This window comes from Pseudomonas sp. NFACC45 (genome assembly GCF_900113505.1).
GTDB classification, from domain to species: Bacteria; Pseudomonadota; Gammaproteobacteria; order Pseudomonadales; family Pseudomonadaceae; genus Aquipseudomonas; species Aquipseudomonas tehranensis.
The window spans coordinates 206,383-222,539 of sequence record NZ_FOPO01000004.1 but is presented as its reverse complement, the minus strand read 5'-3'; the positions used below and the strand labels follow the sequence as shown (position 1 = coordinate 222,539).

The 16,157-nt window shown below is 59.1% G+C and carries 13 protein-coding genes and 2 pseudogenes; 13 read left to right on the top strand and 2 right to left on the bottom strand.

What is annotated here, in order from left to right:
- Positions 1-107: 107 nt before the first annotated feature.
- The 4 genes from BM132_RS09085 (at position 108) to BM132_RS09070 (ending at position 4,813) form a co-directional block, all read left to right on the top strand.
- Positions 108-995 carry a LysR substrate-binding domain-containing protein gene (locus tag BM132_RS09085; protein WP_092454763.1) on the top strand — a complete coding sequence of 296 codons (888 nt, stop codon included), beginning with the start codon at positions 108-110 and terminating at the stop codon, positions 993-995.
- 210 nt (positions 996-1,205) lie between these two features.
- Positions 1,206-2,204 carry a tripartite tricarboxylate transporter substrate binding protein gene (locus BM132_RS09080; RefSeq protein WP_092454761.1) on the top strand — a complete coding sequence of 333 codons (999 nt, stop codon included), beginning with the start codon at positions 1,206-1,208 and terminating at the stop codon, positions 2,202-2,204.
- A gap of 51 nt (positions 2,205-2,255) precedes the next feature.
- Positions 2,256-3,449 (top strand): CaiB/BaiF CoA transferase family protein, encoded by a 1,194-nt coding sequence (locus BM132_RS09075; protein ID WP_092454759.1) that lies wholly within the window; start codon positions 2,256-2,258, stop codon positions 3,447-3,449.
- A 17-nt stretch (positions 3,450-3,466) separates the two neighbouring features.
- Positions 3,467-4,813, top strand: coding sequence for an MmgE/PrpD family protein (locus BM132_RS09070; RefSeq protein WP_092454757.1), 1,347 nt, complete (start codon positions 3,467-3,469; stop codon positions 4,811-4,813).
- A 36-nt stretch (positions 4,814-4,849) separates the two neighbouring features.
- On the opposite strand, the gene BM132_RS09065 is transcribed toward BM132_RS09070, so the two are convergent.
- Both BM132_RS09065 and BM132_RS09060 read right to left on the bottom strand, forming a co-directional pair.
- Positions 4,850-6,634: an IlvD/Edd family dehydratase gene (locus BM132_RS09065; RefSeq protein ID WP_092454755.1), complete on the bottom strand. Its 1,785-nt coding sequence runs from the start codon at positions 6,632-6,634 to the stop codon at positions 4,850-4,852.
- Positions 6,635-6,681: 47 nt separating this feature from the next.
- The gene (locus tag BM132_RS09060; RefSeq protein WP_092454752.1) at positions 6,682-7,863 is read right to left on the bottom strand and encodes a fumarylacetoacetate hydrolase family protein; all 1,182 of its coding nucleotides are present in this window, start codon (positions 7,861-7,863) and stop codon (positions 6,682-6,684) included.
- Positions 7,864-7,980: 117 nt separating this feature from the next.
- Here BM132_RS09060 and BM132_RS09055 point away from each other — a divergent pair, with 117 nt between their 5' ends.
- The 9 genes and pseudogenes from BM132_RS09055 (at position 7,981) to BM132_RS09015 (ending at position 16,043) form a co-directional block, all read left to right on the top strand.
- The gene (locus BM132_RS09055; protein ID WP_092454750.1) at positions 7,981-8,940 is read left to right on the top strand and encodes a LysR family transcriptional regulator; all 960 of its coding nucleotides are present in this window, start codon (positions 7,981-7,983) and stop codon (positions 8,938-8,940) included.
- Between the two features lie 114 nt (positions 8,941-9,054).
- Entirely contained in the window at positions 9,055-10,437 is a 1,383-nt protein-coding gene (locus BM132_RS09050) for an MFS transporter (RefSeq protein ID WP_092454748.1), read from the top strand.
- A pseudogene (locus tag BM132_RS09045) lies at positions 10,434-10,895 on the top strand (SDR family NAD(P)-dependent oxidoreductase); the annotation flags it as partial. The gene BM132_RS09050 and the pseudogene BM132_RS09045, both read left to right, overlap by 4 nt.
- Before the next feature lies 1 nt (position 10,896).
- Positions 10,897-11,019, top strand: a pseudogene (locus BM132_RS09040) (helix-turn-helix domain-containing protein); the annotation flags it as partial.
- Between the two features lie 215 nt (positions 11,020-11,234).
- Positions 11,235-11,903: a GntR family transcriptional regulator gene (locus BM132_RS09035; protein WP_092454745.1), complete on the top strand. Its 669-nt coding sequence runs from the start codon at positions 11,235-11,237 to the stop codon at positions 11,901-11,903.
- 76 nt (positions 11,904-11,979) lie between these two features.
- Positions 11,980-12,786, top strand: a complete 807-nt coding sequence (locus tag BM132_RS09030) for an ABC transporter substrate-binding protein (protein ID WP_092396453.1) — start codon at positions 11,980-11,982, stop codon at positions 12,784-12,786.
- A gap of 11 nt (positions 12,787-12,797) precedes the next feature.
- Positions 12,798-13,574 (top strand): amino acid ABC transporter permease, encoded by a 777-nt coding sequence (locus BM132_RS09025; protein ID WP_047225541.1) that lies wholly within the window; start codon positions 12,798-12,800, stop codon positions 13,572-13,574.
- Between the two features lie 2 nt (positions 13,575-13,576).
- On the top strand, positions 13,577-14,356 hold the full coding sequence (locus BM132_RS09020) for an amino acid ABC transporter ATP-binding protein (RefSeq protein ID WP_092454743.1): 780 nt from the start codon (positions 13,577-13,579) through the stop codon (positions 14,354-14,356).
- A gap of 76 nt (positions 14,357-14,432) precedes the next feature.
- On the top strand, positions 14,433-16,043 hold the full coding sequence (locus tag BM132_RS09015; protein WP_092454741.1) for a gamma-glutamyltransferase family protein: 1,611 nt from the start codon (positions 14,433-14,435) through the stop codon (positions 16,041-16,043).
- The last annotated feature ends 114 nt before the right edge of the window (positions 16,044-16,157 follow it).

Here is a 16,157-nt window from a genome sequence, read left to right as displayed (position 1 = left end):
AGGTGGTTGATTTAACGCGGCTGATGTCTTTAACGATGAGTGTTGCTCTTAGGGCTATGAAGAAGTTTTTCCTATTTGGAATACTGACAGCGTTTTCTGGTGATTGAATGAAATATCCACTTCCCCCGCTGAACCCTTTGAGAGCTTTTGAGGCCGCTGCCCGGCTGTGTAGCCTGACAACTGCTGCAGAAGAGATGAATGTATCGCAGGTGGCCGTCAGTCGTCAGGTGCGGGTACTTGAGGAGTATTTTGGGGTCGCCCTGTTTCGACGCTTGCACAGGGGGATCGAGCTGACGCGGGAAGGCAAGGAACTTTACGAGGGAATTACTCACGCTTTCCAGGACATCAGTAACGCGGCGCGTAAAGTTTCACGCAGAGGAAGACGGAATATTCTTTCCATCCAGTCCTATACCACCTTCTCGCAGCGATGGCTGATTCCCCGGCTGGCTAACTTTCATGATGCCAACGAATTGATTGAAGTCAGGCTCTCATCTTCGTTGGCTCCGGTGGATTTCGAAACGCAAAACATTGATGCCTCGATTCGTTCGGGCCATGGGGATTGGCCTGACCTGCACGCGGAAAAGCTCGTCGATATTGAGCTGATCCCCATTTGCTCGCCGATGCTGATGGAGTCCGCGAAGCTCGAAGCGCCGCAGGATCTTTCCCACATACGTCTGCTTCACTCCATGGCGCGTCCAAACGATTGGGCAAGTTGGCTTTCATCGATCAATGCGGGCGTCGATGCCGATACAGGTATTCGTTTTGATAATTCGGCGCTGGCTTACGAGGCGGCATCGATGAATATTGGGATGGCCATCGCCGTCAAAGCCTTTGTCGAGCGTCAGATTAAAAATGGAAGTTTTATTGCGCCTTTCGAACATACTTATAAAACCGGGGAGAGTTATTATCTGACATGGCCGCGAAGAATGCGCCCATCTGAGCCATTGCTGAAGTTCCTTTCGTGGATGCGAGAGCTGTTGGCGATGACGGATTAATAATCAATGCTGTGGAATGACTGATCGCCGATTCGTAGTGCCGCGACGATTCGTTGATGTTCTCTCGTGGCTGGCAAGCCTGCCCAATATAAACGCCGCCTTTGGCTGACAAATCGTCAGTACCGTTTTGGGTTGTTTTTTGGGAGCCTTAGTTCAGGGATCGGCCCCATATCGAGTACTAAAAAAATAAAATCGTCGGAGTGTCAGAAGATGCTAAGTAAAACTGTAAAGAGCGCTCGCCGCTGCCTGGGTGCAACCACGCTTGCTGCCGTGACAATGTTCTGTGGCGTTGACGTCGCACGGGCCGAAAGCAACTGGCCCAGTGGCCCTGTGAACATGGTCATGCACACGGCGGCGGGTGGCAGTGCAGATGTCTTCATCAGAACACTGGCAAAGACTTTAGAACCGGAGATTGGTCAGAAAGTGATTGTCATCAATGCACCGGGTGGTGGGGGGGCAGCACAGATGACGCGAGTTCTCTCCGCCAAGCCAGATGGTTTGACGCTCGGTGTCAACACGTTGTCGCACTTTACAAGCATGCTTACGAATCTCAAGGGGACATACGCCATTGATGATTTTTCCTGGATAGCTTCGACACAGGAAGACGCGATCTTACTGTTCGTCAAGTCGGGTTCCGACATGAAGAACTTGAATGACCTCGTGGCGCTGGCCAAGGCCAACAATGGGCAGGTCAATGTGGGTGGTTTTGGGCCAGCGGGCTCCATGCAGAGCATTGGCATCACGATGTTGGAGAAGGCCGCGGGTGTAAAGTTTAATTGGATTGCATTTAACTCTACCCCGGATATTGTTGCTGCGCTGTTGGGGGGGCACATTGATGTCGGCGTCTCCAATCTAGGCGCCGTAAGTTCCTTCTTTGATGCAAGTCGCTTGGTCGGCCTGGGCGTGCTGGGCGAAGAACGTCTCACTGGGCTACCTGATGTGCCGACCTTTGGTGAGCAAGGATATCAAGTCGATACCAGTTGGTTGCAGGTTCGTGGAGTGTTTGGACCTGCGGATATTCCAAAGCAGACACAGCAGAAGATTGCTGATGCTATTCACAAGGCGATGCGCTCAGAGGAGTACCAGAATTATGCCCGCAATGCCGGTGTCGTGGACTCTTGGATGGGCCCAAAGGAGTACACGGATTTTGTCAAACGCGTAACGGATGTCGCACAAACCCAGCTTAAAGCCGCCGGTTATATTCAGTGATGTTGCAGGGTTTTAACGGGTCGCCAGAGAGTGATAAGTGGGTGAGGATTCATGGCTAAAGCATTTGATGGAATTCGTGTCGTGGATACGACGCATGTACTTGCAGGTCCCTTTGCCAGCTATCAGATGGCAGTCTTGGGTGCTGAAGTGATCAAGGTCGAGTCACCTAATGACCCTGACCAAGCGCGCATGCAGGGCTCTGATCGCGCGCTGAACGATATGGGCATGGGTACTGCCTTCATGGCCCAGGCGTCCAACAAAAAGACATTGGCCCTAGACCTCAAAACTGCTAAGGGACGCGAGGCGATGAAACGGCTCATTTCTACTGCCGATGTGTTTGTGGAAAATTATCGCCCGGGTGCTTTTGATGAGCTGGGGTTGGGTTACGAGGCGTTGTCAACGCTTAACCCTAAGCTGATCTATTGCTCTATCTCGGCTTTTGGTTCGACCGGACCCCGCCGGGAGCAGACAGCCTATGACAATGTGATCCAGGCTTTTTCCGGCATGATGTCGATGACCGGCCACGGCGATGGCAGACCCTTGAAATCAGGGGCGCCTGTTGTGGACTATGCGACGGGCACGACCGCTGCGTATGCAATCGCGACCGCTCTTTTTCAGCGGGAACGAAATGGAGGAAAGGGCCAGTTTATCGATGTTTCCATGCTCGATGTGGCACTGATATTGACCAGCTCTCACCTCACCGGATTCCTCTGGAATAGTAAGCATCCGGAGCAGAAGGGCAATACTTTCCCATTTGCAACGATCGGCTGCTATCAGGCAAGCGATGCCCCGCTGATGATCGGTGCCTCTAACCTCAACCAACAGCGTCGTCTATGGACGGCACTCGGTCGTGAGGACATGATCAAGACCGATAACAATCAACGCCTGGATGCGCATGCGGAAGAGGCGCAGGTGCTGAAAAAAATCATCGGTACGATGTCAGCGGATTATTGGGAGACGTTTTTACAGGCAAGGCGCATCCCAGCTGCTCGCATTCGCCGCCTGGAGGAAGCTCTTTCGGACAGCCAGGTTGCCAGTCGACATGTGCTGCATAGACACGCAATCGGGACCGGTGCAGTCGATGGACTGACGGTTCCAGTGGCGGCATTCAGTCTGTCCGACAGCCCTGCGCAGATCACCCTTACACCGCAACCCGTAGGTGCTCAGAGCGCCGAAATTCTTGCAGAACTCGGCTACGGGCACGAGGAGATTGAAGCGTTGCGAGAAGCGGGGGTCGTCAATTGACAGTCAAGGGGACCTCGATGACCAATCCAATTAAGGTGCTGGCCAATGCGGCGGCGAGTTGGCAAAGCTGCAACCTGACCGAAAACGTGACGTGGGCGACACGCCGCGTCATCCTCGATTGGTTTGCCACAACGTTACCTGGCTGTGTATTGCCACCAGCAACGCTGTTGGCTGACGCCCTTTCCCCCCAACTCGGGCAGGGCAATGCCATCTGCTATGTGAACGGTCAGTTCGGTTCTGCGCGAAATGCTGCGCTGCTCAATGCCACTGCTAGTCACACGGTCGAATTTGACGACATCTTTAAGGATGGCGGGTATCACCCGGGCAGTCCGACCGTTTCCGCCGCGCTGGCCGTCGCTCAGGATAAAGGCGTGTCACTTGCGCAACTCCATCGCGCGATCATCGCTGGCTATGAGGTCGGATGCCGGATCTCCCTGGCTATTCAACCCAGCCACTATCGTTACTGGCATACCACCTCGACCGTGGGCACGATAGGTGCCGCAGTGGCGACCGCCATGATCCTGGGGGCTGATGCGGATCGAATCGCGCATGCTATTGCCCTTTCGAGCAGCTTTGCCGGTGGACACCAGCAAAATCTTCAGGACGGCGGTATGGCGAAGGCGCTACACCCCGGCCATGCAGCAGATGCCGGTATCCTCGCGGGTATCGCCGCCGCTAATGGCGTGACGGCTTCTCTGGACAGCCTTCATGGTGACCAGGGCTTCGCGGCTGCGACCAGCGTCTCCAGTGGAGACTGGCTAACGGCCCTCGAGGGAGTGGGAGAGTGGACGCCTATTACGCGCATGACGGTCAAGAATCATGGTTGTTGCGGGCATATCTTCCCAGCACTCGACGGCCTGAAGCTCTTGCAGGGAACAGAAGGTTTTGATGCCGACGATATCGACTCAATCCGTGTAGACGGGTACACCGCCACCTATCAGATGTGCAACCGTGCGGATCCCCAATCCGCCCAAGAGGCGCGCTTCAGCATCCAGTACTGCATCGCTGCGCAGTTATTGCTTGGCGGTGTCCGTCTGGCTGCGTTTTCGCCTGACGTCTTAGCGCGTTCGGACATTCACTCATTGATGCAGAAAGTGGCCGTCACCGAGGATGCAGAACTGGCAGCCGCTTATCCAAAAAAACGCATGGCAAGGCTCCACGTGCGGCTAAAGGATGGGCGCCAGATCAACCACTTCCAGGAAACCCGAAAAGGAGATCCAGAGGATCCGCTGTCGGATGAGGAGCTGGTTGCCAAGTTCGATGAGCTGGCCGGATCCGTTCTCTCACCTGCGCAGCTCAGTGCCTTACGCCAGGCAATACTCTACGGGGACGTCCTACCAGGCACTATCAGGCTGGGCACCTAATGGCCGGGAATCGCTCAACGAACCGGCTTGCCTTCGTCAGTGAGAGTGGCGCGGCTCACCGCTGCGGGCAATCACTCTGAGATGCAACGTGGCAGGCTCAAGGCAACCCCCCGTGGATAGCTGGCCCACCAACTGCCGATAAAGCTCCTGCCAGGGCGTTTGCGAGGGCGGGATATTCGGCGTCCATTCGAGTCGGCGCCGGGTCATCTCGGCCTCGTCGATCAGCAGGTTCACGGTTCGTGTGTTCAGATCCACTTTCAGGCGGTCGTTGGTTTTCAACAAGGCCAGGCCGCCTCCCACCGCTGCCTCAGGGGACATGTTGAGGATTGACGGGCTCGCCGATGTGCCGCTCTGGCGACCGTCGCCGAGGCAGGGCAGGGAGTCGATGCCTTGTTTGATCAGCGCGGCCGGCGGGGCCATGTTCACCACTTCGGCACTGCCGGGGTAACCCACGGTGCCCACACCGCGGATGACCAGGATGCAGCGCTCGTCGATGTCCAGCGCCGGGTCGTCGATCCGGGCGTGATAGTCCTCCGGTCCCTCAAACACAATGGCGCGGGCTTCGAAACTATCCTCGGCACCGGGTTCGGACAGGTAGGTCTTGCGGAACGCTTCACCCACCACCGACATCTTCATGATCGCACTGTCGAAGAAATTGCCGCTGAGCACGATGAACCCGGCACGGTGTTTGAGTGGGGTGTCGAAGGGATAAATTACATCGGCGTTGCTGGTCAGGCTGTTGCGCACGATGTCGCCGATGGTCTTGCCGCTGACCGTGGCGCAGTCTTCGTGCAGACGCCCGGCTTTTTGCAGTTCATGCATGACCGCCGGGACGCCGCCGGCCCGGTGGAAGCCTTCACCCAGGTACTTGCCCGCCGGCATGCAATTGACCAGCAATGGCACGTCCTCGCCGATCCGTTGCCAATCATCCAGGCTCAGTTCGACGCCCATGTGCCGCGCGATGGCGATGAGATGCGGCGGACAGTTGCTCGAAGCTCCCAGTGCCGAGGCGACAGCGATGGCGTTCTCGAAGGCCTCTCGGGTCATGATCTGTGAGGGACGTACGTCCTGCAGTACCAGCTCGCAGATGCGTTTGCCGGTGGCATAGGCCATTTGCCCGCGCTCGCGATAGGGCGCTGGTATGCTCGCACAACCGGGCAGCGACATACCCAGGGCTTCGGCCAAGGCATTCATCGACAGGGCAGTGCCCATGGTGTTGCAGTGACCCACCGACGGCGATGCGGCGGTGGTCATTTCCATGAAACCTTCATAATCGATCTCCCCGGCGGCCATCAGGTTGCGCGCATGCCAGAGCACGGTGCCGGAGCCGATCAACGCGCCTTTGTGGTGACCGTCGAGCATCGGACCGCCGGACAGGACAATGGCCGGCAGGTCGGTTGTTGCCGCGGCCATCAGACAGGCCGGGGTGGTCTTGTCGCAACCAGTGGTGAGCACCACGCCGTCCAATGGGTAGCCGTGGAGGATCTCCACCAGCCCCAGGTAGGCCAGGTTCCGGTCCAGCGCCGCAGTGGGACGGCGCGACTGCTCGGCGATCGGATGCACTGGGAACTCCATGGGAATGCCGCCGGCATCACGGATACCGGCTTTGACTCGTTGCGCCAGCTCCAGGTGATGACGGTTGCAGGGCGTCAGGTCGCTGCCGGTCTGGGCGATGCCGATGATCGGGCGTCCCGATTGCAGCTCTTGGCGGGTCATCCCGTAGTTCATGTAGCGTTCGACATACAGGGCGGTCATGTCGGCGTGGGCAGGGTCATTGAACCATTGTTCGCTGCGCAGTCGGCGTTTTGGCGTGTCGGTCATGATTCATTTCTCTCTTGTCATTAGGCGAATCGGCAAACGGTTCTGCGTCAGCGGGCGAGCAACCCCCGGGAGGCGAGATTGCGCAGCAGAGCGCTCACGCCAAAGGTCCAGGGTGTGGCGTCAGAGCTGTGGGTCACCTGGTTATGCAGGCTGCCAAGCAACGGGCTGCTGATACTGACCCGGTCACCCAGTTTGTGGGTAAACCCGCCGCCGGCCTGATCACGGTCTTCTGTGGGGGCGAACAGGGTACCGAGAAACAGCAGAAAACCGTCCGGGTATTGGTGATTGGCGTTGAGCGTCTGGCCCGCCAGGTCCTGCGGGTCGCGGCTGATCTGGCTCATGGAGCTCGATCCCTGCATGCGGTAACCGTCTTCGCCTTGTACCTGCAGATCGACCACGCAGGCCCGCACATCATCCAGGCTGAAGTGCTCGTCGAACAGGCGAATGAACGGCCCAATGGCGCAGGACGCATTGTTGTCCTTGGCCTTGCTCAGCAACAGCGCGCTGCGGCCTTCGAAGTCCCGCAGATTGACATCGTTGCCCAAAGTGGCGCCGTGGATCTGGCCGCGGCTGTTCACCGCCAGCACCACTTCCGGCTCCGGATTGTTCCATTGGGAGCCGGGATGAATGCCGATGCGGCTGCCGCTGCCGACGGCGGCGAGAACCGGTGCCTTGGTGAAGATCTCTGCATCCGGGCCGATGCCGACTTCCAGATACTGCGACCACATGCCCTGTTCGATGAGCAAGGCTTTCAGGCGCATGGCCTGCTCAGAGCCCGGCACGATCGAACGCAAGTTGTCGCCGATAACGCTTTGCACGGTGGCGCGTACGGCTTGGGCTTTCGCTGAGTCGCCGCCAGCCTGTTCCTCGATCACCCGCTCGATCATGCTGGCGGCGAAGGTCACGCCGGCGGCCTTGATGACTTGCAAATCCACGGGCGGCAACAACGACGGTTTGGACGGGTCGGCGTCAGGGCCTGTGTTGGCCAGCAGGGCTTCGACACTGGCGATGAAGATGCCAGGTGTCTGCCTCACGGCGGCCAGTGGCGATTCGGTTTCCAGTAAGTCACTCAACGTCGCAAAACGATCCGACAGGTCGAACACGCCGTCGCTGCGCAGCACGATTGGCGAAGGCCCGGCGATCCGGCCAGGCATCCAGGCGCGGCCAATCAGGGTACCGGTCACCCCATCGACCGGCAGGGTGTTCTCGGGAGTAAGCAATGGCGACATGGAGAGGCTTCCTGATTTTGTAGTGCTTTCACGCTAAGGTGGGCGGTCGATAAACTCCAATGAGATATATTCAGTATTCGATAACGCTAGGTTATTGCTGATCAGAGAGGAATGCCCATGTCAGATCTGTCGTTTTCCAGCTTCTGCGGCTGGCTCAAATTCCGGCATCTGCTGCTGATCGATACCTTGGGGCGCACCCGCAATATGCATTTGGCGGCGCAGCAGATGAACCTCAGCCAGCCGGCCGTCAGCAAGATGCTCAAGGAAATCGAAAGCCTGCTCGGCTTTACGTTGTTCGAGCGGCTGCCGCGGAGCATGCCGCCCACGGCGTTGGGCGAGCATGTGTTGCGTTATGCGCAAATCGCCTTGAATGACGCGCGTTCGTTCGTCGAGCAAATCAGCAGCCTGCGCGAGGGCGGTCACGGCTTCCTCAAGGTCGGTGGGATTTTTGCCGCGACGGCGGTGGCCTTGCCCGAGGCGATCTTGCAAATCAAACAGCGTTGGCCGTTGCTGTCGATTGAAGTGGTGGAGCAGACCAGTAATCACCTGATGGAGATGCTTGAGGAGAAGACGCTCGATCTGGCAGTGGCCCGTTTTACCGATCAAAGCCAGCAGCAGCGCTATGACTTCCAGCCCCTGGCGCCGGAACCGTTCTGTATTGTGGTCAACAGTCGTCATCCGCTGGCGAACGCCGGGCCCACCTCCTTGCAGCAACTGGTGGACTTGCCGTGGATTCTCTATCCGGTCGGTACGCCCATTCGTGCTCGCATGGAACTGGCCTTCGCCGAGGCCGGGGTTGGGATGCCGCGCAATACCATCGATACCATCTCCATGCAGACTTTCCTCCAGGTCCTGCAACGTGGGCCGATGATCGGGATGCTGCCCGACGCCATGGTTCATCCGCTGCTCGAAAGCGGCCAGTTGAAAACCCTCGACACCCCGTTGCACCTGGTGCCGCAGGACTACGGCATCCTCACGCGCAAGGGCGAGCAACTGGTGGGGGCGGCCCTGGAGTTCGCGGAAATCCTCAAGGAAAACGCCCGCCACAATGAGTCATCCAATCCAGCTACTCGATAACCCGAAGTTATCAGTTAATCCAAAAATGCCATTGGGAAAGAATCAGATCACGCCAGTAGAGTGACCCACTCAATAAAAACAATCAGGCATGCCCACATGCCCAGGGGTGACCTCATGCAAACCGTCTCCGAGCATTTACCCGCGCAATCGCAAGCCAGTGAGCTTGATTTTGAGGACCGGACCTACCGCAAGGTTATCTGGCGCATCCTGCCTGTTCTGCTCTTGTGTTACATGGCAGCCTACCTTGACCGGGTGAACATCGGTTTTGCCAAGCTCGATATGCTCAACGAGCTGCAATTCAGCAACACCGTGTATGCCTTGGGCGCCAGTATGTTTTTCTGGGGCTATTTCCTCTTCGAAGTCCCCAGCAACCTGTTGCTGCATCGCTTTGGCGCACGGTTCTGGATCGCCCGGATCATGCTCAGTTGGGCGGTGATCTCCATGGCCGTGGCCTATACCGTGCCGCTGGCGGGCTTCTTTCACATCGAATCGAGCACGATGTTCTACGTGCTGCGTTTCCTGTTGGGCATCTGCGAAGCGGGCTTTTTCCCTGGCGTGATTCTCTACCTCAATTACTGGTTTCCGACCCATCGGCAGAGCCGCGTGATGTCCGGCTTCCTGCTGGCACTGCCGGTCAGTCTGACCTTGGGTGGCATCCTCTCCGGCTGGCTGATGAACAGCATGCAAGGGGTGCAAGGCCTGTCCGGCTGGCAATGGATGCTGCTCATTGAAGGCATCCCTTCGATCATCATGGCGTTTGTGGTGATCGTCTGTCTGGCCGATAACATCGACAAAGCCAAATGGCTGTCCGCAGCGGAAAAAACCCTGCTCAAGGCCAATCTGCAAACCGACAACCAGGGCAAGGCCACTCGGCTGAGTGAAGTGTTTTTCAACCCTCGGGTGTGGTTGCTGGTGATGATTCTGCTGACCTTCAATACCGGCTTCTACGGCCTGGCGTTCTGGATGCCCTCGATCATCAAGAGCACCGGTATCACCAACAGCTTGCACATCGGTTTACTGACCGCCATCCCGTACTCGGTGGCAGTCGTGGCGATGCTGCTCAACGCCCGCCACTCCAATCGCACCGGGGAGCGGCGCCTGCACGCGGCCATTCCGGCTTTCATCGGTGGCGTCGGTCTGATCCTCAGCGCCTTCTTCGCTGACAACCTGGTGTTGTCCGTGCTCTTCCTGAGCGTCTCCGCTTCGGGGATTCTCAGCCTGATGCCGATTTTCTGGACCCTGCCTGGCACGGTGCTGTCGGGGGTCGCCGCGGCGGCCGGTATCGGCATGATCAATGCCATCGGCAACTTGTCAGGGTTCACCGGGTCGATGATCACCGCCGTGGCGGAAACCCTCACGGGCAACATCAACAACGGCACCTATGTGCTGGCCTTGTGTCTGCTGGTCAGTGGTGGGCTGATCCTGGCCATCCCCGCATCGATGCTCGGCAGGACGCCGAAAGACGCATCCATGGCGGCGAAACTGGAAACCGCATGAGCATGCAGCACAAGCGGGTATTGGTCACGGCGGCGGGGCAGAGTTTCGGTCTTGCAAGCGCCGTGGCTTTCGCCCGGGCCGGTGCCGAAGTGTTTGTCAGTGACATCGATATCCAGGCACTGGCGGGCATCCACGGGATCACCGCCATGACCCTGGACGTCACCTCGACCGATGCCATCAACGCCGCTTGCGCACGAATCGGTGGACTGGACGTGTTGTTCAACTGTGCCGGTTACGTGCACAGCGGCAACATCCTTGAGTGCGACGAAGCCGCCTGGGCGCGCTCGATGGACCTCAATGTCACGGCCATGTACCGGATGATCCGCGCATTCCTGCCGGGCATGCTGGCGCGTGGCGGCGGCTCGATCATCAACATGGCGTCGGTGGCTTCGAGCATCAAGGGCGTGTCGAACCGTTTTGCCTATGGGGCCAGCAAGGCGGCGGTGGTGGGCCTGACGTGCGACCACGCTGAATGTCGGTGAGATCGCCGTAGCCATGGGCTTCTTCCATCTGAGCCACTTCGCGGCTCATTACCGAGCGCTGTTTGGTGAGTCACCTTCGGACACTCCCAGGGCTGACTGATTGAGTGTTACCTGGCTACCGCTGTGCACAGTAATGGGCGTCGCTTGAGCCATTTGGTAGCACGTCTACCCAATTAACGCCGGACCCATGCACGCCCCATAGCAAGACCTTTTCCTCCAAATCAATCACTTGCACATCAATCCATTCAGTTGGCACGCATCCTGCTATTTTTGAACTTATGGATAATTGGATACAAAAATTCAAAAGGTGCCGCCATGCAATTCGTTCCGACTTTTGCTGAACGCCCGCCGATGACGGCCGAGGAGGAGGCTTACAACTTCCTGCTGAATGCCATTTGTGGCGGACGATTGCGCAAGGGGGACCGGCTGATCGCCGAGGACATCGCCAGCGAGATCGGTATGAGCCGGATGCCCGTGCGCGAGGCGTTTCGTCGCTTGGACGCCCAAGGCCTGGTGACCCTCAGGCCCAATCGCGGGGCCATTGTCAGTGGTCTGGATATCGATGAACTGCACGAAGTTTTCGAGATGCGCAGCGTCCTCGAAGGGCTGGCGATCCGTGTCGCGGTCGCCAGGATAGGCGAGCGCCAATTGGCTGCCTTGGAGCGTCTGCTGGACGAGATGGACGATTACCGCGAGGAAAGCGCCGAGTGGGTCAGCCGGCATCGCGCCTTTCATGAATACCTGTGCAGCCTCAGCGGTCGTCCCCGGTTGCTGAAGCAGATCAGTGCCCTCTATGCCCTGATCGAGGCGCCCATGCGCCTATGGCTTGAGCACGTGGAAAAACCCCTGAGTGCGCGCCAGGAACACGCGGTGATCCTCGACGCGATTCGTACTGGCGACGCCGATAAGGCCGAGGCCGTGGTGCGCGCGCACATCGAAGGCACCGTTCCTGAGTTGATCCAGTTTCTGCAATCGAAAAATTAACCAGAGCGGGCCCCGAGCCTGCCGTTGTTTTGACTTTGAGTACTGCCCGTTACTAACTGAACTGGAGTGTCTGGTCATGCATAAGCCTCGCCTGTTGGTTGCCGCCCTATCCTTGGGATTCTGTGCTCAGTGGGCGGTTGCCGCGCCCGTTGTTCCGGAGCGCTTGCTCAAGGTCGAAAAACTCGTCTATTGCTCAGGCATGGATTCGCCACCCCTGGTGTCCTTCGATGAAGCGCAGAAACCCAGGGGCTTGACCGTTGACCTGGGCCTTGAGATCGCCGAGCGCCTGGGCGGCAAGAAAGTCGAGTGGCGGGTGATTCCCTTTTCCGGACTGCTCCCGGCGTTGCTCGCCAAGCAGTGCGACATGATCGTCGACCAGTTGTTCGACAAACCCGAGCGCCGCGAGGTGATCGACATCGTCAACTACATGTATTCCAGCCAGGCGGTGGTCGTGCCCAAGGGCAATCCGAAGGGCCTCAAGACGCTGCCGGACCTCTCCGGACACAAGGTCGCGGTGCTCAACGGTTCCACCATCAAGACCCTGCTCGACGCCGAGAACGAAACCCTGGCCAAGTCCGGCAAGCCGGCGATGAAGCTGGTGGTCTACAACACCGACACCGATGCTTTCCAGGCCCTGCGTATCAGCCAGGTCGACGCCTATGGCACCACGGTGGAAACCGCCGGTTATTACGCCGCCATGGCGCCCGATCTGTTCGAGGAAGGGGTGCCGGCCTTCAGCCGGATTCTCACCGGCCTCGGCATCCGCAAGGACGATGCGCAACTGACCGCCGCAGTGCAGCAGGTGATCAACGACATGCGCAGTGATGGCAGCTACAGCCAGCTACTGAGCAAATGGCATGTCGCCAGTGACACTCTTGATTGAGGTGAGCGTTGATGAACTTCAATTGGGATGTGTTTTGGCAGTACCTGTTGCAGCCCAGTGATGTTTACCTCACCGGGCTCTGGCTGACCTGCGTGATCAGCGTGTTGGCGATGCTGCTGGGTTGCTTCCTGGGACTGGCCGCAGCGTTGCTACGGTTGTCGAGCAACCCGTTGCTGCATTTGCCGGTGCGTTTTTATGTGTGGCTGATGCGCGGCACGCCGTTGCTGGTGCAGATTGTCTTTCTCTATACAGCGCTGGCGGCAGGGGGGATTTTCCGCTTCGAAGACATCGATCTGTTCGGCCTGGTGATTCCCGGCAATATCCAGGCGGCGATCATTGCTCTGGGGCTCAACGAAGGGGCTTATATGGCCGAGATCATCCGGGCCGGCATCGGTGCGGTGGACAAGGGCCAGTACGAAGCCGGGCGCTCTCTGGGCATGACATTCGCCAAACTGATGCGCCGCATTGTCTTGCCCCAGGCGTTCCGGGTCATCGTCCCGCCACTGGGCAACGAGTTCAACGTGATGCTCAAGAACACCACGTTGGTCAGTGTGATCGGCGTACAGGAACTGTTGCTCAGTACTCAGATGGTCACGTCGGCGACGTTCCGGGTGTTCGAGTTGTACCTGGTGGTGGCGATCTATTTCCTCTTGCTGACCACTTTGTGGGGCTTTTTCCAACGTTGGCTGGAAGCCCGTTTCGGCCAATCGGACCGTCCCTCGTCACCGCCGCCGGCGTCGACGCGGATGTTCGGTCGCAGCACCCTGAACTTGCTGAGGGCTCGTTAACCATGGCGCACAAAAGTGAAGAGCTGATCATCGAGGCGCTGGATGTGCACAAATCCTTTGGCAACCTGCAGATCCTCAAAGGTATTTCCCTGCAAGTACGGCGCGGCGAAGTGGTGGTGCTGATCGGTGCCTCCGGCTCGGGCAAGACCACCTTTATCCGCTGCATCAATCTGCTGGAAGACATCCAGGGCGGGCGCATCCGCGTCAATGGCCGGGCCATGGGCTATCGCGAGCGGGCGGACGGCAGTCTGGTGCGTGAGTCGGAGCGCAACATCGCCCGCCAACGCCGGGACATCGGCATGGTGTTTCAGCGTTTCAACCTGTTCCCCCACATGACGGCCCTGGAGAACATCATCGAGGCGCCGATCCAGGTACTCGGGATTCCTCGCACCGCGGCGCTGGAACAGGCCCGCAACCTGCTGGAGCGGGTCGGCCTGGCGGACAAGGCCAACCACTACCCGTCGATGCTCTCTGGCGGGCAACAGCAACGGGTGGCGATTGCCCGTGCCCTGGCGATGAAACCCCAGGCCATGCTGTTCGACGAACCCACCAGCGCCCTCGACCCGGAAACCGTTGGCGAGGTGCTGCAAGTGATGAAAGCGCTGGCAGAGGAGGGCATGACCATGGTGGTGGTCACCCATGAAATGGGCTTTGCCCGGGAAGTGGCTGACCGTGTGGTGGTGCTGGACCAAGGTGAGCTTATCGAACAAGGCCCGCCGGAGCAGATCTTCAGTCACCCCACGCACCCTCGAACCCGGGCTTTTCTCAGTCGCGTGTTATGACCGTTCCAAGGGTGTTCGCCCTGAGCCCCGTCAATTGAGTCCCGCCAATGAATTCTTGTGTTGAAGAGTCTTTGCCATGCTGAAATTTTCTGCTCACGAGTACCCTTATCCATCACAACGCCAGAGCGTTTTTGCCCGCCGGGGCATGGTCGCGGCTTCTCAGCCTTTGGCTGCCCAAGCGGGCATCGAGATCATGCAAAAGGGCGGCAATGCCATTGATGCCGCCATCGCCACCGCGGCGGCGCTGACGGTGGTCGAGCCCACGGGGTGCGGCATCGGCGGCGATGCTTTTGCCTTGGTCTGGTGCAAGGGCCAGTTACATGGCCTCAACGGCAACGGCCATGCACCGGCGTCCCTGAGCATCGAGGCGGTCAAGGCGGCCGGCCATGAACAGATGCCGCTCTATGGCTGGACGCCGGTGACCGTCCCGGGTTGCCCGTCGGCCTGGGCCGAGTTGTCGCAACGCTTCGGCAAGCTGCCCTTTGCCGTGTTGCTGCAGCCAGCGATCAGCCTGGCGCGGGACGGTTTTGCGCTGTCGCCGGTGGTTGCCCATCAATGGCAGATCGCTTTGAACGAATTCACGCCTCATCGTGATCAGGTCCTGGATGCCTGGTTCCAGACCTTTCTGATTGACGGTCGCGCGCCACGGGCCGGGGAGATTTTCCGCAACCCGGCCCAGGCCCGCACCCTCGAAGAGCTGGCCGCCACCCGCTGCGAGAGCCTGTATCGCGGTGCCTTGGCCGAACGCCTGGATGCCCACTCCCGGGCCAGCGGCGGCTACCTTCGCGCCACGGACCTGCAGGATTATCGCGCCCAATGGGTGGCACCGATCCACGTCAACTATCGTGGGGTCGATGTCTGGGAAATCCCGCCGAGCGGCCAGGGCCTGGTGGCCTTGATGGCGCTGAAGATACTCGAAGGCTTCAGCTTCGATCACCGCGACAGCCAGCAGACCTGGCATCGCCAGTTGGAAGCCATGAAGCTGGCCTACAGCGATGGCTTGCACTACATCACCGATCCGGCGCATATGCGTGTGGCGGTGGCTGATCTGCTCAGCGATGACTACAGCACGCGTCGACGCGCCCAGATTGGCGAACAGGCTCAACCTCCCGCGCCCGGCGACCCTCACGCCAGCGGCACGGTGTACCTGGCGACCGCTGACGGGGAAGGCAACATGGTCTCGTTCATCCAGAGCAACTATCACGGATTTGGCTCCGGCGTGGTGCTGCCTGACAGCGGGATTGCCTTGCAGAATCGCGGACAGGAATTCAGCCTGGATCCGAGCCACGCCAATTGCCTGGTCCCGGGCAAGAAGACTTTTCACACCATTATCCCCGGCTTCCTCACCCAGAATGGCCAGGCCCTTGGCCCTTTCGGCGTGATGGGCGGCTATATGCAGCCCCAAGGCCATGTGCAGATGGTGATGAACCTGGTGGACTTCGGCCTGAACCCACAAGCGGCGCTGGACGCTCCGCGCTGGCAGTGGCTGGGTGAGATGAAGGTGGGCATCGAGCAGGGTGCCTCCGGCGACTTGGCCAATGCCCTGGCGCGGCGCGGTCATGAAGTGCAGATCGCCAGTGACCTGACTGATTACGGACGAGGCCAGATCATCCTCCGCGACCCCGTCAGCGGTGTCCTGTGTGGCGGCACCGAGCCGAGGGCGGATTCTCATATTGCGGTGTGGTAGGCCTGATTGCGCAATACAGAACCCCCCTCATGAACGGGCCGCGCTTGCAGGGACGCCCGGTGGCAGACGGCGGGGAAACCGGGATGACGAGCGCCGCCGCAGGCACCACTTCAC